Consider the following 21,341-nt stretch of genomic DNA (forward strand, 5'->3'; position numbering starts at 1 on the left):
CATCGCAATCATTCTCAGGCAAGATTTTCCTCCCTGCGGGCGCACTTTTGGATGAGCGCCCGGATCACGAGGCAATCATGACCCGTACTCTATCGGTGCCCCAATTTCCCTGGCAAGGCGGGGTGTCGCGCAAGGGGCGACAGGAATTTGCGCTAGGTCTTGCGGATGATGCTGCCGAGCGGCCGTTTCAGCAGGCTTTCCCGGAGCGACCCTGCGCGCGGTCGATCGCCCGCGGCGGGCGGCGAATCGTGTGCTGTGGGCGGCGGCGCCCCGAAGCGAGGCGCGGGCTGCTCGGCCGCGGGCTTTTCGTTCAGAAGCTGTTGGCGGATCTGGTTGAAGCGCTCCAGCTCGGGATTGGGGGAAATGGTGCTGCGTGGAAGCATGTCCGGGCGGTAGGGCTCGGCAGAGAGGGCCTCGTCGGCGAAGCCATGCTCCGCCTCGCTTGCGGATGTGGCGCCGAGTTCGCTGTCCCAGCGCTGCTCTTCGCTGCCGGCCGTTGCGGCAATGTAGCTCTGCTGGAAGCCGGAAATATCCGGCCCGTTGATCGCCCGCATGCGGCTGACGATCGAACGCAGATCGACGGTCGGCGGCGCATCCTCGTCGATCCGGTCGACGATGCCGTGGGCGCGCGGCAGGCGCTCTTCGGCTATACGGTTGAAACGCATGCGCATCGGCACCGCGACGGCCTCGCCGAAGGCGATCGCTTCGCCGTTGCCGATCGAGGAGATGAAGCTGGTGGTCGAGGTCGAGGAGTTCGGAATGGCCGAACGGATGATCTCCTGGTCGCGGTCGTTGGCAAGCCGCATGGCAAAGACCGTCGAGCACTGGGAAAGGATCGTCGGGTCGAGCTCGCCGGGGCGCTGGGTGATGACGCCGAGCGAGACGCCGTATTTGCGGCCTTCCTTGGCGATGCGGGCAATCGCCTGGCGGGTCGGCAGGAAGCCGAGCGAGGGATCGGCCGGCACGTAGCGGTGCGCCTCTTCGCAGACGACAAGCATGTGAATGCCGCCATTGCTCCACAGGCCGATTTCGAAGGCCATGCGGCAGAGCACCGAAGCGACGGAATTGACGACTTCCGAGGGAATGCCGGCAAGTTCGAAGGTGGCGATCGGCTTCCCATCGCCGGGAATGCGGAAGATCTTGGCGATCGTGTCCTGGATCGTGTCGGTGATGGTGTTCGAGGAGAACATGAAATGGTAGCGCGGATCGTTGATCGCCGAGACGATCTTGACCTTCAGCGAGCGCAGATGCGGCTTGTCGTTGCGCCCCTCGAGCCGACCGATGCGTTCGTCGATCAGCGCCAAGAGGTCTGCGATGCGGTAAGGCACCGGCGTATCCGCGGTGATCGAGCTTTTCTCGGTCTGGCGCCGCATGAGGCCGGATTCGCCACCCCGGAAAGCCTTCTTCGCTTCGGGAATGATGTCGCGCAGCATGTCGAGTTCGTCGGGCGGTGCCGGGCGGCCGCGGAAGATCACCTCGGCGAATTCCTCGAGGCGGAAGAACCAGAAGGGCAGGTCGAGCGTGTCGGTGTCGATGACGACCGCAAGCTCCGGGAAGGCGGCGGCGAACTCGTTGTGCGGGTCGAGGATCAGCACGCGCAGCTTCGGATCCGAGGCGATCGCCTTGTTGAGCAGCAACGTGACTGCGGTCGATTTACCGACGCCGGTCGTGCCGACGATGGCGAAGTGCTTGGCCAGCATCGAGGGAACGTGGATCGTCGCGTCGAGGCTCTCATCCTGGGTGAGCTTGCCGATGATGCAGCTGTCGCTGCGGCCGGAATCGTAGATGCGGGCAAGGTCGGCCGCGCGAATGCGGTGCACGATGGCGCCGAGATAGGGATATTGGCTGATGCCGGCGGAAAACGCCTCGCGCCCATCGGCCCCCCTGTGGACCTCGCCCATCAGCTCGACTTCGATGCGGAAGGTGTTGTTGGCTTCCTCGCCCCATTCGGCTGAGGCGGTCTGCATGGAATAGACCAGCGCCACGACACGGTTTCTGCCGACGGAGATCGAGATCAGCCGCCCGACCGACCAGAGTTCGGTCAGCGACGTTTCGCCGTTTTCGGCGACGGCGGCGATGGTGGCGCGCGCGCCGTTGCACGCGACGACACGCCCCAGAAACCGGTTGCCGGGCTTCAGGCCGTCGCGGCGATCCTGCTCTCCTGCGCGGATTGAGGAATGAAGATCATTGTTCAGCAACGCAAAAACCCCGGCATCACGGTCGCTCATGTTAGCCGGGGGGATTTAACAAGTGGTTTCGCGGATTTGCGCGACGGTCAGCCCAGGACGTGGCGCAGGATGCCGGCCGAGGCGACACCGATCAGCACGGTCGGCAGCAGCGACAACCGGGTGGCGGCCACAAGCGTGACCGCCAGCGCGATCAGGCTTGCCGGTTTGTCGGAGACGAAGTCCGGAGCGATGACCGAGATCAGCACGCAGCCCGGTGCAGCCTCCATCACGGCGGTTGCCCGATAGCCGAGCGTGCGGCCGCGCAGCGCCAGATAGCCAAGCGCGCGGGTCATGTATGTGACCGACGCCATCAGCAGGATGGTGAGAAGAGTCGATGTGTCGATCATGGCTGCTTCGCAAGGAGATAGCTGGAGATGAGGCCGGAGAGCGCACCGGCTGCCACATACCAGGCGCCGGGGACAAACAGGTAGACGAGGGCGGCGGTCACGAGACTGACGAGCCAGGGGCGGGCGGTGCGCAGCCCGGTCCACATGCCCTTGAGCAGCACAAGGAACACCGCGGGGAAGGCCATGTCGAACCCATAGACCTCGACGTCGCCGATCATCGGGCCGATTGCCGCACCGACAGCGGTGAAGGCCATCCAGCAGGCCCAGAGCGCGATGCCGGCGCCGAGGAAGTAGGGCATGCTAAAGACAGACCGGGCACGCGCATCGGCAAGCCCCATCGCCCAGCTTTCATCACACATGAAAAACAGCGCCGGCAAAACCTTCCGTTTCGGTAAGGCGCCGAGAAAGGGTGCCAGCGCGGCCCCCATCAAAAGGTGCCGGCTGTTGATCAGGAAGGTGATGGCGACGATCAGCGCGATATGCGGCGGCGAGGTCCACAGATCGATGGCGGCGAATTCCGAGCCGCCGCCGAAATTGAAGCCGGTCATCAACGGGACCTCCGCCGGACTCAGGCCCTTCTGCGCGGCCTGTGCCCCAAGCACCAGCGCGAAGGGAACAAAGCCGATCTGCACCGGCACGGCTGCGGTCAGCCCCCGGAGGAATTCGCTGGCCCCGACAGGTTTTGCGACCTCGCCGAGGGTATCCAATTCTATGCTGCTCATGGCGTCTCCTTTGGTGGCGGAGACTAGCCATGCGGCCGCGCAATCGGGTTGCTTTTATGCTTCGTAATTGCGAAAATTTGGCATCTGTATGTAAAATGAGAGAGAAAAGAGGCATCCGATGCCAATCGAACTTGACGCCATCGATCGGCGGATTCTTGCCGCCCTGCAGCGAAACGGCCGCCTGCAGAACGTGGAGCTTGCCAGGGAGGTGGGGCTTTCGCCTTCACCCTGTCTCAGGCGCGTGAAGCTCCTGGAAGACGCCGGCGTAATCAGCCGTTACGTCGCGCTGCTCGACGCTTCCAAAGTCGGCATGGGCCTCACGGTCTTTGCCCGGGTGTGGCTGAAGGGGCAGGACGCCAAGTCGGTCGACGACTTCAACGAGGCGGTGAAGCGTCTGCCGGAGATCGTCGAATGCCACCTTATGGCCGGCGAATGCGACTTCCTGCTCCGGATCGTCGCCCGCGATCTCGACGACTACAGGCGCTTTCAGATCGAGCACCTGACCCGGATCAAGGGGGTGCAGAGCGTCAAGACGGATGTGCCCATGCAGAAGGTGAAGCTCTCGACGGAGCTGCCGCTGTGACCTGGAGCGTCTGCGCGGCGATCTCGTGGCGCGGCTGGTCAACGGTAGCGCGTGCGACTTGATAAAAGTCAATGCGCCTTTGCCGGAAGCGGAATAATCCTATGCCCTGACCAACAGCATCCAGCCGGAGATGGCATCCGGTTTAGGCTTGCCGGTTGGCGGGGGGAGGCGGCCATGGGCAGTGCATTTGATTACGTGCGCCGGACACCCATTCTCTGGCTTCTCGTTTTCGTCCCCCTGGCGATCGCGGGAGAGCACATCTGGCCGGGGGCACACACATTGCTCTTTCTCCTTTCGGTGGCTGCCATCGTGCCGCTTGCGGCCCTGCTCAGCCAGGCGACGGAGTCCGTCGCGGCACGAACCGGCGATACGATCGGCGCGCTCCTCAACGCCACGCTCGGCAACCTGACGGAACTCGTCATCGCGCTGATGGCGCTCGCCGCCGGTCAGTACCTGTTGGTCAAGGCCTCGATCGCCGGTGCCATCGTCACCAATACGCTCTTCATGCTCGGAGGCTCGTTCCTCTTCGGCGGACTGCGCTATCACCTGCAGGAGTTCAACCGGGTGAATGCGCGCTTCCTGGCGAGCCTTCTGTTCATGGCGACGGTCGCGGTTCTCGTGCCGTCGCTCATCGGCGCAGCCGACGGTCAGCCGCAGACGCCCTTCACCCAGCAATTGAGCGCCGGCCTGTCTGTTGTCCTGATCGTCGTCTACGGGCTCTGGATGCTGTTTTCGCTCAGGACCCATCGCGAACTTTTCATTTCCGCCGGCTCCGGGCATGACGGAGAGGAGGCGCATTGGCCGCTGGCGACCGGTATCGGCGTGCTTCTGGTGGTGACCGTACTGGTGGCGCTCGTCAGCGAGGTTTTCGTCGGCTCGGTGCAGGTGGCGGCGGAAGAGCTTGGCATGACGCCGGCCTTCGTTGGCTTCGTCGTCGTCGCGCTCGTCGGCGCCGCGGCCGAGATGGCGACCGCCTTTTCCGCCGCGCGCAAGGACCGGCTCGACCTGAGCGTCGGCATCGCGCTCGGCAGCGCGGTGCAGATCGCTCTCTTTATCGCGCCGCTGCTCGTGCTCTTGAGCTATGTGCTCGGGCCGCAGCCGATGGACCTGCAGTTCTGGCCGGGGGCCATCGTGATGATGCTGGTCGCGACGATGGCGGCGACGCTGCTGTCGAATGCCGGCCGTTCTGCCTGGTACATGGGCGTGCTGGCGCTGACGGTCTACGTGATCTTCGGCATGACCCTGTTCCTGCTGCCACCACAACAGCCGTGAGACGCGGCTTCCGTCTGGTCGACGATATCAAGGGATCTTCGGGCAATGCTAATCTTCCACGGCAACTGTTAATGCGCGGTGCACGAGATTTACTAGGCTTGACCTCAACTATAGTTGAGCTCCTACAAACCCTTCCATGACGACGCGCGGAGCATCATTCCCGGTTCTAGCCCGGCCCGGGGGAGCCAGGCGACAAGCGACATGGAGGACGGCATGACCGAGCAATTGCTTTTTCGAAACCTGATGAGGATCACCCCCGGCCATCTCGATCCGTTCCGCGAGGCGGTGCTGAGCGCAATCACCTTCGTTGAAAGGCACGCGCCGCAGCTGATGGTGCAGACCTTCATCGACGAGAAGGCGATGCAGGCGGTAAGTATCCAGCTCTATCGCAATTCGCAGGACGTGCTTCGACACTGGCAGATGTCCGACGCGCATATCCAGGATGTGTCTGCCCATTGCACGGTGGAGCGGCTCGAGGTCTACGGCAATCCGAGCGAGGCGGTGGCAAAGGGGCTTGCGCCCTTCATCGGTGACGGGCGCGGTTTCATCATGCCGCCGCTCGCGGGCTTTTCGCGCTTCTGAAGCAAATTCCGGTGCGAAACGGTTCCATGATCGGGCCAGCCGATTGCGTCACGCCGGCAGTCCTGCCTTCAGCAGGCCCTGGCGGAACAGGTCGCGGTGTTCGTCCAGCTCAAGCAGGAGGCCGCGCCGGATGAAGTCTTCCGTCGAGAAGTCCGGGCGCACCTGCAGAAGGCGGGCCTTCGTCTCCTCGGCGGCGGCGCTGCTGCCGGCCTGCGCATGGCAGGCGACAAGGCGCGCGAGCGTGAAGGGGCCGGGATTGGGCAACTCCTTGAGCGCCGCGGCCGCCTCTTCATAGCGGCCGAGGATATAAAGGGCGTTGCCGAGTGCAGCGCTATACCAGGGCGGCGGAAACGGGTTCAACCGGAAGCCTTCGTTGATCCACTCCATTGCTTCATCAAGCTTGCCGCGTCGCGCAAAGAGGCCTCCCATCTGCACCAGCGTATTGGCATCATTGGGGTTCAGCAGATAGGCGCGCCGATAGTGCCGCTCGGCCAACTCGAATTCGCGGCGATTGACGTGAATGAGCGCCAGCAGCCGCTGGCAACCGCCTTCGGTCTCGTCGAGCGAGACCGCCTTGCGCGCCATGGCCAGGGCACGGTCGAGAACGTCCTGCGGGGCATTGGCGTAGCCTTGCGCGGCGGTGATCGCGAGTGCCAGATGGGCGTAAGCCAAGGCAAAATGCGGGTCGCGGTCGACGGCCGCCTGGAACATGGCGCATGCCTGCCGGTTGTCTTCCGGCTCGTAGCCGCGAATATGCGCGAGCCCATGCAGATAGAATTCATAGGCCGCAAGGCTCGTCGGCGGCTTGCGGAGCGCCTGCCGCAGGTCGGCGCTCTCGATGTGCCCGACGAGGGTGGAGACGATCGTCCGGGTCACCTCGTCCTGCACCGCGAAAATATCCGTCAGGCTTCGGTCGTAATGGTCCGACCAGAGGTGTGCGCTGCTCGCAGCCTCGACCAGCTGCGCGGTGACGCGGATCCGCTCGCCGGCGCGGCGGACGCTGCCCTCGACGAGGTAGGTGGCGCCGAGCCGGCGGCCGATCTCCCTTCTATCGACACTCCGATCGCGGAAGCTGAAGGATGAACTGGCTGATGTGACGGAAAGCGAGCGGAACCGCGCGAGCCCGCCGATGATGTCCTCGCTGATGCCATCGCTGAAGAAGACCTGCTCCGCCGCGCCGCCGAGGTTCTCGAACGGCAGGACCGCGATCGACGTGTGCGCGCAGGCTTGCGAGGCCGCCGGCCCCATTGTCGGTGCGTCCGTCCAGTGCCAGACGCGGATGGCGCGCGTGATGTTCTTCAGCGCGATCTCGCCGCCGTCGAGGAAGGCCGATCGGTTCTTGGCGCTGAGTTGCCGATGGACGACATCGGCGATGCATATGCCACCGGGGGACGCCGAGGCCTGCAGGCGCGCGGCGACGTTGACGCCGTCGCCAAGGAGATCGTCTCCTTCAATGACGACGTCGGCGAGATTGATGCCGATCCTGACGAGGATGCGGTCGTCGGGAGGCTGCTCCAGCTGGTCGGAAGCGAGCGCCTCCTGCAGCGATAGGGCGCAATCCACCGCGTTGACGGCGGAGTCGAAGACGACCAGCGCGCCGTCACCCATCAGCTTGACGATCCGCCCGCTGCAGGCGGCGATGCTGGGAGCAAGGATGGACGTCTGCAGCCGCTTCACAGTGCCGAGCGTGCGAATTTCGTCAGCCTCCGTCAGACGGGAGTAGCCGACAATGTCGGTGGCCATGATGACCGCAAGTCGCCGCTCGACGCGCCCGTTTGCCATCCCGCTCTCCGCATGCTGTCTATATTTTAGCGTGTTCTCACTAGGGCCGGAAGATGAAGGCGTTCGCGGTCAAAGCGCGTTGCGATCTTTCAGATTCGCTCCTCGCGTTTTTTTCGATTTTTCGAATGTCGTTTCGCAAAACCGCTGCGTACTTTTGCGCGACTTACTCTAGCTGCGTCCCATCTGTTGCTGCAGAAATTCGATGAAGCGTTGGGTCTTGGCCGGCAGCAGCCGCGTTTCGGTGATGGCGTGGATTGCGACGGAGGTGCCTTCCCAGGCGGGCAGCACACGCTTCAACCGACCCTCGGCGAAATCGTCACCGGCAATGCGTTCGGCGAGCAACGCGATACCCTGACCGTTGACGGCAAGTGCGCTCATCATGCCGACATTGTTGACCGTGAAGCGGCCGCCGACCGAAACTTCGATCTTGTGGTTTCGGCCATCATGCAGCGTCCAGTCCGTTGCCCGCGGCATGCAGATGCAGTCGTGGCGGGCCAGATCCGCCGGATCCTGTGGCTCCCCAGACGCCGCCAGATAGGCAGGGGAAGCGTAGAGATAGCGTGCGTGGCGGCCGAGCAGCCGCGCAATCAGGCGTGAATCCTGCAGTTCGCCCGCACGGATCACCACGTCGAAGGGCTCCGCCACCAGATCGACGCGTCGCGGCGTCAGGTCGAAATCGAAGGTGATGCCGGGATAGCGCCGGGCGAATTCCGCGATCAGCGGCGTCATGTAGATGGTCGCGAAATCGACCGGCATTGAGACGCGCAGGAGGCCGCTCGGCTGCTCCAGCATGGCGCCAAGCTGCTCGTGCGCGAGGCGCGCTTCGTCGACGATGCGTTTGCTGCGCTCATAGTAGAGCTGGCCCGCTTCGGTGAGCTCGATCTTGCGCGTCGTGCGGTTGAGCAGTCTCAACCCGATCGCCTTCTCCAATTCGCTGATCCGTCGCGACAGGGTGGAGTTGGGCATGCCGACAACCTCCGCCGCTTTGCGGAAGCTTCGGGCTTTCGCCACTTCGACGAACAGTGCCATGTCATTCAGATGGGTCACCGTATTGCTCCATCAATGGAATAGTAATTTCAATCTTCCCAGATTTATCCCAGCGTCGGAATAGTGGACAAGGGCTGCAACACGATAAAGCGCCTCAACATGGAGAGCCCAATGAGCACGCTATTCAACCCTGTCCGTATCGGTCGCTACACGCTTGCCAACCGGCTGGCCATGGCGCCGATGACCCGCAGCCGCGCCGAATTCGATGGTACGCCCGGCACACTCGCCGCCGAATATTACGCCCAGCGCGCCAGCGTCGGCCTGATCGTGACCGAGGGCACCCAGCCTTCGGACGATGGCCAGGGCTATCTCACCACACCCGGCATCTACACCGATGCGCATGTCGCCGGCTGGAAGAAGATTACTGCTGCCGTGCACGAGAGGGGCGGTCATATCTTCTTCCAGCTCATGCATGCCGGACGCATGTCGCATCCGGACAACACGCCGCATCACCGCCAGGGCGTCGCGCCGTCGGCGATCGCGCCGGGGAGTGGCATGTTCACGGCGACGGGCATGCAGGATATCCCGACGCCGCGGGCGCTGACGTCAGAAGAGGTGCGCCAGACGGTCGCTGACTTCCGCCATGCGGCCCGTCGCGCAATCGAGGCCGGTGCCGATGGCGTCGAGATCCATGGCGCCAACGCCTATCTGGTTCATCAGTTCCTGGCGCCGAGCGCCAACACCCGCACCGACGAATATGGCGGATCGATCGAGAACCGCGCGCGCTTCGCGATCGAGGTGGCCGCGGCCATCGCCGAGGAGATCGGTGCGGACCGCACGGCCATCCGGCTTTCTCCCGGCCTTGCGACGTGGGGCATCGACGAGGGTGCCGAAGGGCCGGATCTCTATCGTTATCTGGTGGCCGAACTCGACAAGCTGGGCCTTGCCTATCTGCACATCATGCATGCGGGCGACGAGCCGCTGCTCGCCTCGCTTCGCAAATTGTGGATGCAGCCCTTGATCCTGAACAGGCCCGGCCGCGGACGCGACGAGATCGGTTCCGATCTTGCATCGGGGCTCGCCGATCTGGAGGCCTACGGCCAGATGGTGCTGGCCAATCCGGATTTCGTTCACCGGCTGAAAGCCGACGCGCCTATGAACGACGCCGACCGCATGACCTATTTCGGCGGCACCGCGAAGGGTTACGTCGACTATCCGGCGCTCGCCGCTACCGCCTGAAGCGGGAGCCTACTGCATGTTTTTGTCCTTTAACCGGCTACGATTAAAGAAACATGCAGTAGCTGCACGTCTTGATCACCCGACCATAGGAGCGCATTGAGCTTCTCGGCTGCGATTTAGCAGTAGTAGACGCCAACTGCGCAGCGGCGCACGGTGCGCCGCGCCACTCCGGCCACGCTGACCGGCGTAAGCGGACGCCCGACCCTGGCCTCGGCTGTCGAGACGAAACTGTACGAACTCGATGCTGGAATGCGCTCCGCCGCTTGCAGTGCTGGAAAGCCGACGATGCCGGCGAGCAGCACAATTCTCAATTTCTTTGACACGGTCATTGGCCGCCTCCTATGGCCAGATGGCCGGGCAGTTCATCAATATCGGTGAGTTCTTTCGGATCGACCTTCTTGGCGTTGGTCTCGTTCTTGAAGCCGAAATCGTCCGCAGCAACCTCACTGCCGGTCTTCCAGTCCCTGGTCTGGACGCTGTATTGCGGTGCCTGGTCAAGCTGATTGCTGGTGATGACATACCGGCAGGGATAGGGGCGCTCGCCCTGAGCGATCCAGATCTGCCAGTCGATCTCCTTGGTGCGAAATGCCAGATGATCGCATTCGGTGCCGCCGATTACGCCGCTGCCGAGGTCCTTTACGTCAACAACGTCGGTCATCAGCACATCGTAGACATTCGACAGAAGCAAATCGGCGCCAGGCATGGGCTTCTGGAGCTTTTCCCGCAACTCGTCGACGAGCTGGTCCAGCGTGCCGGTCTTCTCGACCTCGGTATAGAGATTGGCGTCCTTGCCGAGAACCGTGAGAGTCTTGCCGTCGAAGATCATCTCGACATTGGCGAAGCCGCCAGTGCGCGTCGCACGAATCTTGTCGGGCCGGGTGAGATCGATCGTTCCAGAACTCGCCAGTTGGAGCTTCTGGTGATCCTTGGTAACAACCTCGAGATTAGTATCATAACCAAAAGATATGGTCTTCTGCGCCGCCAAATAGTCGGACATGGCCTTGAGCAGGCTCTTGGCCTCAGCCTCCCCGGCCTTCGCGCCTGAAGGTGTTCCCATGCCAACGATTAATGCCAATACCGCAGCCGACACCGTCGCGGTGGAACGCACCACGGCTTTCTGCACAAGCTTCACCATCTGATTGTTCTCCCTCTATGCCGCACTCGGCTTACATGAGGTCGCCTCCCGGTAGCGATCGCTCCGAGGGTGGCGATAAGTGGCGTAAGAATAAATGGCAGACAAATGATCGCGCGGAGATTCACCTCGCGCGAGAGGTGAATCTCCGCGCCGAACCGTACGCTTGCAATCGTAAGTCACGGATACTAGCAGGTTAATCAAATAGTGTCGACGCGATTGCAAGGCCGCTGCGCCGGCGTTCTGGTCGGCACGCGGCAGGCTGACATGATCTGGTGCCGGAATGAGCCGCTTCGGCACCTTGCCGCCCGGTTTTCTCAACCGGCCCCGGGCCGGGCGCCCCGGCTCGCGCAACAATGTTCCGCGCGAGAGCCTGATCGTGTAACTAAAAGCCGTTGACGCCTTGGGCTTTTGTGGTTATCAACTCGGCCCATGAAAAATTTCGCGGTTATTCTTGTGGTGGGACGGCGCATGGGCAGGATGGTGTAACCATCCGGCGGTAGCCACCCATGCGCTGAACGAGGCTCCTGACGGGGCCTTTTTTTATGCCTTCAAACAAGCTAAGCACCCAACTGGAAAAAGGGACGGAAGCAAGTCAATGAGCGGTACAGAAAACCAGATGACAGGCGCGGAGATCGTTCTCCAGGCACTGAGAGACAACGGCGTCGAGCATATCTTCGGCTATCCGGGCGGCGCCGTGCTTCCGATCTACGACGAAATCCACCAGCAGGACGATATCCAGCACATCCTCGTTCGCCACGAGCAGGGCGCCGGCCATATGGCCGAAGGTTACGCCCGCTCCACCGGCAAGGTCGGCGTCATGCTGGTCACGTCAGGCCCCGGCGCCACCAATGCGGTGACGCCGCTGCAGGACGCGCTGATGGACTCGATCCCGCTCGTCTGCATCTCCGGTCAGGTTCCGACCTCGCTGATCGGCTCCGACGCCTTCCAGGAATGCGACACCGTCGGCATCACCCGGCCGTGCACCAAGCACAACTGGCTGGTCAAGGACGTCAACGATCTCGCCCGCATCATCCATGAGGCTTTCCGCGTTGCCCAGTCGGGCCGCCCGGGTCCCGTCGTCGTCGATATCCCGAAGGACATCCAGTTTGCGACCGGCACCTACACGCCTCCATCAGCCGTTCCGACCCAGAAGAGCTACCAGCCGAAGAAGCAAGGCGATCTGAAGAAGATCGAGGAAGCGGTCGAACTGATGCGCAACGCGCGCCAGCCGATCATCTATTCCGGCGGCGGCGTCATCAATTCCGGTCCGGAAGCCTCGCATCTGCTGCGCGAACTGGTCGAACTAACCGGCTTCCCGATCACCTCGACGCTGATGGGCCTCGGCGCCTATCCGGCCTCCGGCAAGGCCTGGCTCGGTATGCTCGGCATGCACGGCACCTACGAAGCCAACATGGCGATGCATGACTGCGACGTCATGATCTGCATCGGCGCCCGCTTCGACGACCGCATCACCGGCCGCCTCAACGCGTTCTCGCCGAACTCCAAGAAGATCCACATCGACATCGACCCGTCGTCGATCAACAAGAACGTGCGCGTCGACGTGCCGATCCTCGGCGATGTCGGCACGGTTCTGGAAGACATGGTTCGCCTGTGGCGTGCTGCTTCCAAAAGCGCTGACAAGGCGCGTCTCTCGGACTGGTGGGAGATGATCACCAAGTGGCGCGCCCGCAATTCGCTCGCCTATGCGCCGAACGACGACGTCATCATGCCGCAGTATGCGATCCAGCGGCTCTTTGAGCTGAGCAAGGGCCGCGATACCTACATCACGACGGAAGTCGGCCAGCACCAGATGTGGGCGGCGCAGTTCTTCGGCTTCGAGCAGCCGAACCGCTGGATGACCTCGGGCGGTCTCGGCACCATGGGCTATGGCTTCCCCGCCGCCATCGGCGTCCAGGTCGCGCATCCGAACAGCCTCGTCGTCGACATCGCCGGCGACGCCTCGATCCAGATGTGCATCCAGGAAATGTCCTGTGCCGTTCAGTACGGCCTGCCGGTCAAGATCTTCATCCTCAACAACCAGTACATGGGCATGGTGCGGCAATGGCAGCAGCTCTTGCACGGCAACCGCCTGTCGCACTCCTACACCGAGGCGATGCCTGATTTCGTCAAGCTGGCGGAAGCCTATGGCGGCGTCGGCATCCGCTGCGACAAGCCGAGCGAGCTCGACGCTGCGATCCGCCAGATGATCGACACGCCGGCACCGGTCATCTTCGATTGCCGCGTTGCCAATCTCGCCAACTGCTTCCCGATGATCCCCTCGGGCAAGGCGCATAACGAGATGCTGTTGCCCGACGAAGCCACGGACGAAGCGGTCGCCAACGCGATCGACGCCAAGGGCCGTCAGCTCGTCTGAGTTAGGTAGAGGAACCAACCGAAATGAACGCACACCTTCAACCGACCGGCTCCGCCTACTTCATCGCCAAGGAGACCGAGCTCGCCGAAACCCACACGCTTTCGGTTCTCGTCGACAACGAGCCGGGCGTCCTTGCCCGCGTCATCGGGCTGTTCTCCGGCCGCGGCTACAACATCGAAAGCCTCACGGTTTCGGAAACGGAACACGAGGCGCACCTGTCGCGCATCACCATCGTGACGCGCGGCACGCCGCACGTGCTCGACCAGATCAAGAACCAGCTCGAGCGGCTGGTGCCGGTCCACCGCGTCGTCGACCTGACGGTGCGCGCCGCAAGCCTTGGCCACGACCGGCCGATCGAGCGTGAATTGGCGCTCGTCAAGGTGCACGGCTCGGGCGACCACCGCGTCGAGGCCCTGCGGCTCGCCGACGCTTTCCGCGCCTCGGTCATCGACGCCAACATCGATCACTTCGTCTTCGAGATCACCGGCAAGCCGTCGAAGATCGAGCAATTCATCGCCATCATGAAGCCGCTCGGCCTCATCGAAGTCTGCCGCACGGGTATTGCGGCCATGAACCGCGGCCCGCAGGGCATGTGATTTTTGCGGCGGGTGAGGGTGTGTCCTGGCGCCTGTAGCTGCCATCACACTTCAAACTTGGGCAGCCCCACGCTTCACGTGGGGGCTGCCCTTGTCCTTGAAGCTGGATCGCCCCTTACACTGCGTGCCGGGGTTGCCCCTCACCCTAGCCCTCTCCCCGCCAGCGGGGAGAGGGGACGGCGCCGGGTTTGCCGCGCCAGGTCGAACCTTCCAAAGCCGGAATAGCCACAGTCGGAGCACGATGCTTTTCGCACCGGGCGCTCGCCACGCGTTTCCTTCTCCCCGCGTGCGGGGAGAAGGTGGCCGGCAGGCCGGATGAGGGGCGCTTCCCTCACCGGGCGGATGAGGGGCTGTCGGCGCCCCGGCGGAAGCCGCCGGAAGCCACGCGCTGTTGACTTCGCCGGTATTTCTCGCCGACTAATCGCTGACAAAACAAGCAATATCAGGCGGCGGGGTCATGTTCATGCAGATGCAGGCGTTTGTTCTGACGCGATACGGCGGGCCCGACGCTGCCGAGCTGCGTGACGTTTCGCGTCCACAACCGGCGCGCGGCGAGGTGCTTGTCCGGGTGCATGCCGCAGGACTTAATCCTGTCGACTACAAGACGCGCGAAGGCATGCTCAAGGTCGTCCAGCGCTATCCGTGGCCTGTTGTCATGGGCAACGAACTTGCCGGCGTCGTCGAGGCGCTGGGAGAAGACGTCACGTTGTTCACGCCGGGAGATCGTGTCTTTGCGCGTATGCCCAAGGAGGCCATGGGCGGCTTGGCCGAGTATGCGGTCGTGCCTGAACAGTTTCTGGCAAAGATGCCCGCATCGATCGATTTCAACACGGCAGCCGGCGTGCCGCTTGCCGGCCTCACGGCCTTACAGGCGCTGCGCGACGAGCTTCATGTGAGCCAAGGCAGCCGGATCTTCATACCCAGTGGGGCCGGTGGCGTCGGCACCTTCGCCATCCAGCTGGCGAAATGGCTGGGAGCGGAGGTAACGACGACGGCCTCGCCCCGTGGCCGTGCGCTGGTCGAAGAACTCGGCGCGGATGTGGTGATCGATTATACGACAGAAAGGTTCGAGGAGCAGTTGCGCGACATGGACGGCGTCTTCGATCTGCTTGGCGGCGAAACGCTCATGAAGTCGTTCTGCGTGGTCAAGCGCGGCGGCAAAGTGGTCTCCATCGCCGGCATGCCCGAACCTGAAACCGCGCGAAAGGATCTGGGCCGCGGCCTGTTCCTGAGGTCGCTTTTCTGGCTTGCATCCTACCGGATCCGCGCCGTCGCCAGGAAACATGGCGTCGCCTACCGCTACCTGTTCATGCATCCTGATGGTGCCGAACTTGCCGAGCTCGCCGATCTCATCGAGGCCAAGACGATCAGGCCCGTCATCGACCGTGTATTTCCGCTGAAGGATGTTTCGGACGCCTTTGCCTATCTCGAATCCGGTCGTGCCAAGGGCAAGGTGGTGGTGGAGATAGGGAGCCGCTCCGGCTGACCCAAGTCTGCCGCAACGGCATCGCCGCGGTGAACCGCGGCCCGTAGGGACTATGATTTCCAGCGTGGGTTACACGGGCTGTCCGCCCCCCGGACAGCCCCTCACCCTAGCCCTCTCCCCGCAGGCGGGGAGAGGGGACGCGGTTGTGCGCTGACCGCCCGGAGTTCTTTCAGGGACGAGCAGGACGCCAACGGTTTTGTTGGGGCGAGCGGGCGCGGCGATTTCCTTCTCCCCGCAGGCGGGGAGAAGGTGGCCGGCAGGCCGGATGAGGGGCGCATCCCCTCACCGGGCGGATGAGGGGATGTCCTACTTTGACTTCGCCTTGGCTTCGCTCTCCCGCTTGAGGGGCCGGCTGACGGGGCAGACTTCCTGGGCAAAACCATTCAGCGTGTTGATCAGATTGTTGGTCACGATGGTGTAATGAACGAACTGGCCGCGCTTTTCCTTGGCAATCAAGCCGGCGTTCTCCAGCACCGTCAGATGCTGCGACACCGAGGGCTTGCTCATGTTGAAGCGCTCGGCAATCTCGCCCGCCGTCAGGCTGGAGGCTGAGAGATAGGCCAGTATCTTGCGTCGATGCAGCGACGATAGTGCGTTGAACACACGTTGCGCCGAGCCGCCTGCATCCTGGTTAAGCGTGTCGTCGTTCACAACATCTCCTTTGTCGCCGGCAGATCGATCAATAGGTAATTAGGATATTGCCTAAATACCTATTCGCGGGTAAATATGTAATTAGTTTATTTCCTAAATAACTTCTGCGCCGGTTGTTTTCAATCGGGTCCTTCAGTGTTGCCTGAAAACTGGTCTGGGTTTTGTTGTGGAGGGTGCCATGAATGTCGTGTCGACTGGCAGAATGATAGCGCAGCCCGATAGCGACCCGGTGAACGGCAAGGTCGTCTGGGTTCGAGGCAAGTCGCTCTGGATCTCCGGAATGACGCTCGTGGCCCTCATCGGTGCGCCAATGACGTTTTCGCTGGACGCCCTTGTGGTCTTCATCGTTCTGACGGCCCTTACGATCTGCCTCGGCCATTCGGTTGGCATGCACCGGCTGCTGATCCATCGCTCCTTCGAAGCGCCGCTCTGGCTCGAGCGCATCCTCGTCACCTTCGGTGTGCTTGTCGGCATGGCCGGGCCGTTCGGCATGATCTACGCCCATGACATTCGCGACTGGGCGCAGCGCCAGCAGGTCTGTCACGATCTCTTCGCCCACCGCCGACCTTTCCTTCAGGACGCCTTCTGGCAGATGCATTGCGTCCTGGCGCTTGATCATCCGCCGCGATTTATCATTGAAGACCGTGTCGCGCAGGATCGGTTCTATCGCTTCCTTGAAGTGACATGGATGCTGCAGCAAGCGCCGTTGGCGCTGGCGCTCTTCGTCTTCGGTGGCATTTCCTGGGTGATCTGGGGTGTGGCGGTCCGTGTTTCCGTCTCGCTTATAGGGCATTGGCTGGTCGGTCACTTCGCCCATCGTGGCGGCGAGCAGGGGTGGCGCGTCGATGGCGTCGCGGTGCAGGGCTACAACCTGCCGCGTTTCGGTCTGGTGACCTTCGGCGAAGCCTATCACGGCAATCACCACGCCTTTCCGGAATCCGCCCGGCTCGGGATCGAGGACGGGCAGATCGATCTGGGCTGGTGGTTCATCCGCCTGCTTTCGCGCCTGGGGCTGGCTTCGGCGATCAAGCTGCCGTCCAATACGCGAAAGCGCGCCGGTCTCAGACGCATCGTTGCAACTCCGGAAGGGCTGTCCGGCCAGAGAAAGGCCTGTCCGGTCCTGCGCGGGTTGCTGCGGTAATGCTCAAGCTGGCGGCTGGTTAGATCATCTCCAATGATCGCTTGCGCTTCGGCGGCGGGAAGGCGCGGTCGAGTTCGCCGAGGTCTTCCGCCGTCAGGTGAATGTCCATCGCGTCGCGGTTTTCGCGGGCGCGGTCCGCCGAACCGGTCTTGGGGATCGAGATCACGCCGGGACGGGTTTTCAGGAAGGCAAGCGCGATCTGCGATGGCGTCGCCTGATGCGCCTTGGCGATGTGGATGAGATCCGGATGGCGGAGCAGCCGGCCTTCGTCGAGCGGCGAATAGGCCATGATCGCGATGCCACGCTTTTGACACCAGGGCAAAAGGTCGAACTCGATGCCGCGGCGCGAGAGGTTGTAGAGCACCTGGTTGACGGCGACGTTCTTTCCGTCCGGCACCGACAACAGTTCCTCCATGTCGTCGACGTCGAAATTCGACACGCCCCAGGCGCCGATCTTGCCGGCCTTTTTCAGCGCCTCGAAGGCGGCGACGGTTTCGGCGAGCGGATAGCCGCCGCGCCAGTGCAGGAGATAGAGGTCGATATGGTCGATGCCGAGATGCTTCAGGCTGCGTTCGCAGGCGGCCTCAGTGCCGATCCGACTGGCATTCGACGGCAGCACCTTGCTGACGATGAAGGCCTCGTCGCGGCGCCCGCGCACCGCTTCGCCGACGATGCGCTCCGAGGCGCCATTGCCGTACATCTCCGCCGTGTCGATCAGCGTCATGCCGAGATCGAGGCCAAGCTGCAGGCTCTTCACCTCGTCGGCAGCCCGCGAAGCCATGTCGCCCATGCGCCAGGTGCCTTGGCCGAGAACGGGGACCTGGCGGCCGCCGGGTAGCGTGGTGGTCGGGATCGGGTCGTGCATGCAGTTCTCCTCGCGGGCCGGAATCGCCTACAGCGCCGCGCGTCTTTCAAGACGCGCCAAGGTCGCTGTAGCACTTTGCAGTACCGTATTTTTCTATCCTTAAACCGGAAACGCTTTCAGCAAACGCTGTAGCCGGCAATCTAGCGCATCCCATCGGTCTTTCGAGCCATCGCTCATCAGCCAGCAAGTCGCCCGCGCTCCTTCTCCATGCGCTGGAGGATCTCGACGAAGGCGCGCACGCGGGCAGGGCGGAAATGGGAGGGCGGATAGACGACATGGATGCCGCCCGCAGGCAGCGCCCAATCGGCAAGCAGCCGCACGAGGCGGCCCTCGGCGATATCGCCGCGCACCTGATAGTCGGGCAGCACCGCGACACCGATGCCGGCGACGACGCAGCAATGGGCGGAATCGGTGCTGTCGGCGGTCACCAGCGCCTTGCCGAGGATTGTCGTCCGTTCGCCGGCAGCACGCGTGAAGATCCAATCCAGCGGCGCCTTCAGCGCGCCATTGGCGATCCAGCTTGCCTCGGCCAGATGCTCGGGGTGCGTTGGCTTGCCGAGTCTTGCGGCATAGGCGGGTGAGGCGACGAGATATTGCTCGAATGTGCCGATGCGTTTTGCCCGTTCGCTGGAGTCGATGAGCCAGCCGGCACGGATGGCGAGGTCGAGCCGCTTTTCGATCATGTCGAGCACGGTGTCGTTGAAGCTCAGATCCACCCGCATCGTCGGATAGGCGTGGAGATAGGCGGCGACCGCGTTGGTCACGACCTTGGCGCCATAATCGAGCGGCGCCGTCAGCGTCAGCGTGCCGCTCGGGATTTCGGTTTCGGCCGATACCGCGCCGACGGCTTCCTCGGCATCGCGCAGGATCAGCGCTGCGCGTTCATAGAAGCGCTGGCCGGTGGCGGTCGGGCTCAGCCGCCTTGTGGTGCGCACCAGCAAGGTCGTTCCGAGTTCCTTTTCGAGCTGGGCGACCTGATGGCTGACGGCGGCCTTAGCGAGACCGAGCCTGTCAGCGGCGGCGGTAAACGAGCCGCTTTCGACCACGGCGACGAAATGGGAGAGGCGATTTAGGTTTACGGTCACGCGTATTTTCCGGTGATTGTCTGAATGCTTTGAACAATCTGTTCGCGGTACAGGGCTTTTTCAAGAGCGCGGGTGCCGCCATCTTTCCGGCCTGTTCCATAGACAGCCCAAGGAGACCCCATGCAGATCCAGTTGACCCGGCGGACCGCACTCAAGACTGTGGCGGCGGCCGGCGCCGCGATCCTCATCCAGCCGATCGGCAGCGCGCTTGCCAAGGCAGCCTCGAAGCTCCAGTGGCGCTACTTCCAGGCTGACGATGCCGGCTTCAACCGCACGCCGGTGCTCCTGACCGGCGAGAGTGACGCGATCCTGATCGATGGCGGCTTTACGCTTTCCGACGGCCGCGCTGTTGCGGAGGCGATCAAGGCGACGGGCAAGCGACTGACGACGATCTATGTGAGCTGCAACGACCCGGACTTCTATTTCAGCCTCAAGCCGGTCACTGGGGCCTTCCCGGATGCCAAGGTGATCGCGGCTTCGGCAACCGTCGAGGCGATCAAGGCCAATGTTGAAGGCAAGCTTGAGACCTGGGGACCGCAACTCAAGGACAACGGCCCGCAGACGCTTGCCGATGTGGTAATGCCGGAGCCGGATGATCGTACGTCGCTGACGCTCGAGGGCAACACGATCGAGATCGTGACGATCGAGGGGATGAAGGACCGGCGCTATCTCTTCGTGCCGGAACTGAACGCGGTCTTCGGCGGCGTGCTCGTCTATTCCGGCTCGCATGTCTGGGTCGCCGACGAGGCGACCGTCGAGGGCCGGCAGAAATGGATTGAAGCGCTCGAAACCATGGCGGCGCGCAAGCCTGAGGTCGTCGTGCCGGCGCACAAGAGTGATCGCGGGCCGGAAGGCGTGGAAGCCATCCGCTTTACCCGCGACTATCTCGCCGCCTTCAACGAAGCGGCCGCCGCGTCCAAGGATAGCGCCGAGTTGATTGCGGCGATGACCAAGCGCTATCCGGATCTCGCAGGCGTCTCCACGCTTGAGCTCGGCGCCAAGGTCGCCAAGGGCGAGATGAAGTGGGGCTGAGGCCGGGCGCCGTTCTTTGACAGGCGAGGCGGTGCGGCCCTTGCTGCGCCGCCAGTCGGTTCGCGCGAGCCGACAGAGGGCGAATGCACTGCAACTTGTCACCATGACAAGTTCGCGACTGGTGCCGGTCAATAGGTCAACTATGTTGACCCAATTAGACCGGAGGAAGCCATGCAGGCCGATACGCTTCTGGCGTTGTTTTTGTTTGCGTTCACCACATCGATCACGCCGGGGCCGAACAACATGATGCTGTTCGCGTCTGGCGTGAATTTCGGCTTCGTGCGTACCGTTCCGCATATGCTCGGCATCGGCGCCGGCTTCTTCCTGCTCCTGATCGCCGTCGGCTTCGGTCTCGGCGCGCTGCTCCACTCCGTGCCGCTCCTCTATACGGTCCTGAAATTTGCCGGCGGTGCCTATCTCGTCTGGATCGCCTGGAAGATCGGCACCTCGCGTTCCCTTTCCGAAGGCAAGGCCGGCGCCAATCCGATGACCTTCCTGGCGGCTGCCGCCTTTCAGTGGGTCAATCCCAAGGCGTGGGTCATGGCGGTTTCGGCCATGGCGACCTATACCAGCAGCGACAGCTACCTGTTCAGCGTGCTGGTCGTCGGTCTGGTCTTTGCGCTGGTCAACGTGCCGAGCGTGTCCACTTGGGCAGGCTTCGGCTCGGCGCTCAGGCAATGGCTGTCGGAGCCGTCGCGGCTGAAATGGTTCAACATCACTATGGCGGTGCTGCTCGTCGTCAGCCTCTGGCCGATGCTAAAATAGTGCGAATTGCGGCTTGGTGAGCATCAGCCAGAAGATGCCGGTCACGGCAAGGAAGGCCGGGAAACCGCAGGCAAACCAGATGGCGTAGAGCCGGTCGAATTCCCGTGGCAGCGACGCACCGTTTGCCGTTGCAAGACGGGCAAGATCGCGCAGCCGCAACTGGATCCAGACGACCGGGAGCCAGAAGAGACCGGTGATCACATAGAGGATCAGCGACAACACGATCCAGCCTTCCGTCAGCGACCAGCCGATGCTCGTCGCCAGCAGATAGCCGGTGATCGGCTGGATCACCACGGCCGTGGCGGTGAAGACCGTATCGGCGATGACCACCGTTCCGGCGACATGGGCGATCAGTCGCGCATCGCGGGTGCGCCGGGCCATCAGCATGAAGAAGGCGATGCCTGCGCCGGTGCCGAAGAGCACGGCGGCGCCGATCACATGGGCAAGGCGCAGCACATCTTCGAGCAGC

Annotated in this window: 21 protein-coding genes; 10 read left to right on the plus strand and 11 right to left on the minus strand. The window is 63.0% G+C overall.

Going from position 1 to position 21,341, the window contains the following annotated elements; translation table 11 throughout:
• Positions 1-152 precede the first annotated feature (152 nt).
• From V7S54_RS11590 to V7S54_RS11600, 3 genes are read right to left on the minus strand one after another with little or no spacing between them, the layout of a single operon-like run.
• Positions 153-2,228: an ATP-binding protein gene (locus V7S54_RS11590; protein ID WP_141679431.1), complete on the minus strand. Its 2,076-nt coding sequence runs from the start codon at positions 2,226-2,228 to the stop codon at positions 153-155.
• Between the two features lie 47 nt (positions 2,229-2,275).
• Positions 2,276-2,575: an AzlD family protein gene (locus tag V7S54_RS11595; protein WP_065374924.1), complete on the minus strand. Its 300-nt coding sequence runs from the start codon at positions 2,573-2,575 to the stop codon at positions 2,276-2,278.
• A complete protein-coding gene (locus tag V7S54_RS11600) occupies positions 2,572-3,297 on the minus strand; it encodes an AzlC family ABC transporter permease (RefSeq protein ID WP_065374923.1) in 726 nt (241 codons plus the stop codon). Before V7S54_RS11600 ends, V7S54_RS11595 begins: the two co-directional genes overlap by 4 nt.
• Positions 3,298-3,415: 118 nt before the next feature.
• Here V7S54_RS11600 and V7S54_RS11605 point away from each other — a divergent pair, with 118 nt between their 5' ends.
• The 3 genes from V7S54_RS11605 (at position 3,416) to V7S54_RS11615 (ending at position 5,734) form a co-directional block, all read left to right on the plus strand.
• Positions 3,416-3,880, plus strand: coding sequence for an Lrp/AsnC family transcriptional regulator (locus V7S54_RS11605; RefSeq protein ID WP_141679430.1), 465 nt, complete (start codon positions 3,416-3,418; stop codon positions 3,878-3,880).
• A 174-nt stretch (positions 3,881-4,054) separates the two neighbouring features.
• Positions 4,055-5,152, plus strand: a complete 1,098-nt coding sequence (gene cax, locus V7S54_RS11610; protein ID WP_065374922.1) for a calcium/proton exchanger — start codon at positions 4,055-4,057, stop codon at positions 5,150-5,152.
• A 213-nt stretch (positions 5,153-5,365) separates the two neighbouring features.
• The gene (locus V7S54_RS11615; RefSeq protein WP_065374921.1) at positions 5,366-5,734 is read left to right on the plus strand and encodes a hypothetical protein; all 369 of its coding nucleotides are present in this window, start codon (positions 5,366-5,368) and stop codon (positions 5,732-5,734) included.
• Positions 5,735-5,782: 48 nt separating this feature from the next.
• Here the strand turns inward: V7S54_RS11615 and V7S54_RS11620 are convergent, their stop codons facing one another.
• Both V7S54_RS11620 and V7S54_RS11625 read right to left on the minus strand, forming a co-directional pair.
• A complete protein-coding gene (locus V7S54_RS11620) occupies positions 5,783-7,516 on the minus strand; it encodes an adenylate/guanylate cyclase domain-containing protein (RefSeq protein WP_065374920.1) in 1,734 nt (577 codons plus the stop codon).
• A 168-nt stretch (positions 7,517-7,684) separates the two neighbouring features.
• Positions 7,685-8,563: a LysR family transcriptional regulator gene (locus V7S54_RS11625; RefSeq protein WP_065374919.1), complete on the minus strand. Its 879-nt coding sequence runs from the start codon at positions 8,561-8,563 to the stop codon at positions 7,685-7,687.
• Positions 8,564-8,662: 99 nt separating this feature from the next.
• Here V7S54_RS11625 and V7S54_RS11630 point away from each other — a divergent pair, with 99 nt between their 5' ends.
• Entirely contained in the window at positions 8,663-9,742 is a 1,080-nt protein-coding gene (locus tag V7S54_RS11630; protein WP_336408349.1) for an alkene reductase, read from the plus strand.
• A gap of 116 nt (positions 9,743-9,858) precedes the next feature.
• On the opposite strand, the gene V7S54_RS11635 is transcribed toward V7S54_RS11630, so the two are convergent.
• Positions 9,859-10,071, minus strand: coding sequence for a hypothetical protein (locus V7S54_RS11635; RefSeq protein WP_065374917.1), 213 nt, complete (start codon positions 10,069-10,071; stop codon positions 9,859-9,861).
• Positions 10,068-10,877, minus strand: coding sequence for a DUF2092 domain-containing protein (locus V7S54_RS11640; RefSeq protein WP_065374916.1), 810 nt, complete (start codon positions 10,875-10,877; stop codon positions 10,068-10,070). Before V7S54_RS11640 ends, V7S54_RS11635 begins: the two co-directional genes overlap by 4 nt.
• 595 nt (positions 10,878-11,472) lie before the next feature.
• Between V7S54_RS11640 and V7S54_RS11645 the strand changes: the two genes are divergently transcribed.
• The 3 genes from V7S54_RS11645 (at position 11,473) to V7S54_RS11655 (ending at position 15,333) form a co-directional block, all read left to right on the plus strand.
• Positions 11,473-13,251, plus strand: coding sequence for an acetolactate synthase 3 large subunit (locus V7S54_RS11645; RefSeq protein ID WP_065374915.1), 1,779 nt, complete (start codon positions 11,473-11,475; stop codon positions 13,249-13,251).
• 23 nt (positions 13,252-13,274) lie between these two features.
• The gene (ilvN, locus tag V7S54_RS11650) at positions 13,275-13,847 is read left to right on the plus strand and encodes an acetolactate synthase small subunit (RefSeq protein ID WP_065374914.1); all 573 of its coding nucleotides are present in this window, start codon (positions 13,275-13,277) and stop codon (positions 13,845-13,847) included.
• Positions 13,848-14,304: 457 nt separating this feature from the next.
• On the plus strand, positions 14,305-15,333 hold the full coding sequence (locus tag V7S54_RS11655; protein ID WP_234793056.1) for an NADP-dependent oxidoreductase: 1,029 nt from the start codon (positions 14,305-14,307) through the stop codon (positions 15,331-15,333).
• A 306-nt stretch (positions 15,334-15,639) separates the two neighbouring features.
• On the opposite strand, the gene V7S54_RS11660 is transcribed toward V7S54_RS11655, so the two are convergent.
• Positions 15,640-15,984 carry a metalloregulator ArsR/SmtB family transcription factor gene (locus tag V7S54_RS11660; RefSeq protein ID WP_065374913.1) on the minus strand — a complete coding sequence of 115 codons (345 nt, stop codon included), beginning with the start codon at positions 15,982-15,984 and terminating at the stop codon, positions 15,640-15,642.
• A 178-nt stretch (positions 15,985-16,162) separates the two neighbouring features.
• On the opposite strand from V7S54_RS11660, the gene V7S54_RS11665 reads away from it, so the two are divergent.
• Complete coding sequence (locus V7S54_RS11665) at positions 16,163-17,125, plus strand: acyl-CoA desaturase (protein WP_065374912.1); 963 nt, start codon at positions 16,163-16,165, stop codon at positions 17,123-17,125.
• Positions 17,126-17,144: 19 nt separating this feature from the next.
• Here V7S54_RS11665 and V7S54_RS11670 read toward each other — a convergent pair whose 3' ends face one another.
• Positions 17,145-17,990 (minus strand): aldo/keto reductase, encoded by an 846-nt coding sequence (locus V7S54_RS11670; protein ID WP_065374911.1) that lies wholly within the window; start codon positions 17,988-17,990, stop codon positions 17,145-17,147.
• A 176-nt stretch (positions 17,991-18,166) separates the two neighbouring features.
• On the minus strand, positions 18,167-19,075 hold the full coding sequence (locus V7S54_RS11675; RefSeq protein ID WP_327078034.1) for a LysR family transcriptional regulator: 909 nt from the start codon (positions 19,073-19,075) through the stop codon (positions 18,167-18,169).
• Positions 19,076-19,195: 120 nt separating this feature from the next.
• On the opposite strand from V7S54_RS11675, the gene V7S54_RS11680 reads away from it, so the two are divergent.
• Together V7S54_RS11680 and V7S54_RS11685 are read left to right on the plus strand one after the other, a co-directional pair.
• Positions 19,196-20,107, plus strand: a complete 912-nt coding sequence (locus tag V7S54_RS11680; protein WP_065374909.1) for an MBL fold metallo-hydrolase — start codon at positions 19,196-19,198, stop codon at positions 20,105-20,107.
• 171 nt (positions 20,108-20,278) lie between these two features.
• A complete protein-coding gene (locus V7S54_RS11685; RefSeq protein WP_065374908.1) occupies positions 20,279-20,872 on the plus strand; it encodes a LysE family translocator in 594 nt (197 codons plus the stop codon).
• Here V7S54_RS11685 and V7S54_RS11690 read toward each other — a convergent pair.
• Entirely contained in the window at positions 20,864-21,340 is a 477-nt protein-coding gene (locus tag V7S54_RS11690) for a DUF2269 family protein (protein WP_065375033.1), read from the minus strand. The genes V7S54_RS11685 and V7S54_RS11690 overlap by 9 nt on opposite strands.
• Position 21,341 lies beyond the last annotated feature (1 nt).

This window comes from Ensifer sp. CCNWLY38 (genome assembly GCF_037120565.1).
GTDB classification, from domain to species: Bacteria; Pseudomonadota; Alphaproteobacteria; order Rhizobiales; family Rhizobiaceae; genus Ensifer; species Ensifer adhaerens_H.

Excerpts from the sequence above, each read along its gene's own strand:
- V7S54_RS11685 (WP_065374908.1), top strand. The coding sequence starts at position 20,279 with ATGCAGGCCGATACGCTTCTGGCGTTGTTTTTGTTTGCGTTCACCACA.
- V7S54_RS11605 (WP_141679430.1), top strand. The coding sequence starts at position 3,416 with ATGCCAATCGAACTTGACGCCATCGATCGGCGGATTCTTGCCGCCCTG.
- V7S54_RS11670 (WP_065374911.1), bottom strand. The coding sequence starts at position 17,990 with ATGCACGACCCGATCCCGACCACCACGCTACCCGGCGGCCGCCAGGTC.
- V7S54_RS11600 (WP_065374923.1), bottom strand. The coding sequence starts at position 3,297 with ATGAGCAGCATAGAATTGGATACCCTCGGCGAGGTCGCAAAACCTGTC.
- V7S54_RS11645 (WP_065374915.1), top strand. The coding sequence starts at position 11,473 with ATGAGCGGTACAGAAAACCAGATGACAGGCGCGGAGATCGTTCTCCAG.
- ilvN (WP_065374914.1), top strand. The coding sequence starts at position 13,275 with ATGAACGCACACCTTCAACCGACCGGCTCCGCCTACTTCATCGCCAAG.
- V7S54_RS11655 (WP_234793056.1), top strand. The coding sequence starts at position 14,305 with ATGTTCATGCAGATGCAGGCGTTTGTTCTGACGCGATACGGCGGGCCC.
- V7S54_RS11590 (WP_141679431.1), bottom strand. The coding sequence starts at position 2,228 with ATGAGCGACCGTGATGCCGGGGTTTTTGCGTTGCTGAACAATGATCTT.
- V7S54_RS11680 (WP_065374909.1), top strand. The coding sequence starts at position 19,196 with ATGCAGATCCAGTTGACCCGGCGGACCGCACTCAAGACTGTGGCGGCG.
- cax (WP_065374922.1), top strand. The coding sequence starts at position 4,055 with ATGGGCAGTGCATTTGATTACGTGCGCCGGACACCCATTCTCTGGCTT.
- V7S54_RS11630 (WP_336408349.1), top strand. The coding sequence starts at position 8,663 with ATGGAGAGCCCAATGAGCACGCTATTCAACCCTGTCCGTATCGGTCGC.
- V7S54_RS11640 (WP_065374916.1), bottom strand. The coding sequence starts at position 10,877 with ATGGTGAAGCTTGTGCAGAAAGCCGTGGTGCGTTCCACCGCGACGGTG.
- V7S54_RS11665 (WP_065374912.1), top strand. The coding sequence starts at position 16,163 with ATGAATGTCGTGTCGACTGGCAGAATGATAGCGCAGCCCGATAGCGAC.
- V7S54_RS11620 (WP_065374920.1), bottom strand. The coding sequence starts at position 7,516 with ATGGCAAACGGGCGCGTCGAGCGGCGACTTGCGGTCATCATGGCCACC.
- V7S54_RS11595 (WP_065374924.1), bottom strand. The coding sequence starts at position 2,575 with ATGATCGACACATCGACTCTTCTCACCATCCTGCTGATGGCGTCGGTC.
- V7S54_RS11615 (WP_065374921.1), top strand. The coding sequence starts at position 5,366 with ATGACCGAGCAATTGCTTTTTCGAAACCTGATGAGGATCACCCCCGGC.
- V7S54_RS11635 (WP_065374917.1), bottom strand. The coding sequence starts at position 10,071 with ATGACCGTGTCAAAGAAATTGAGAATTGTGCTGCTCGCCGGCATCGTC.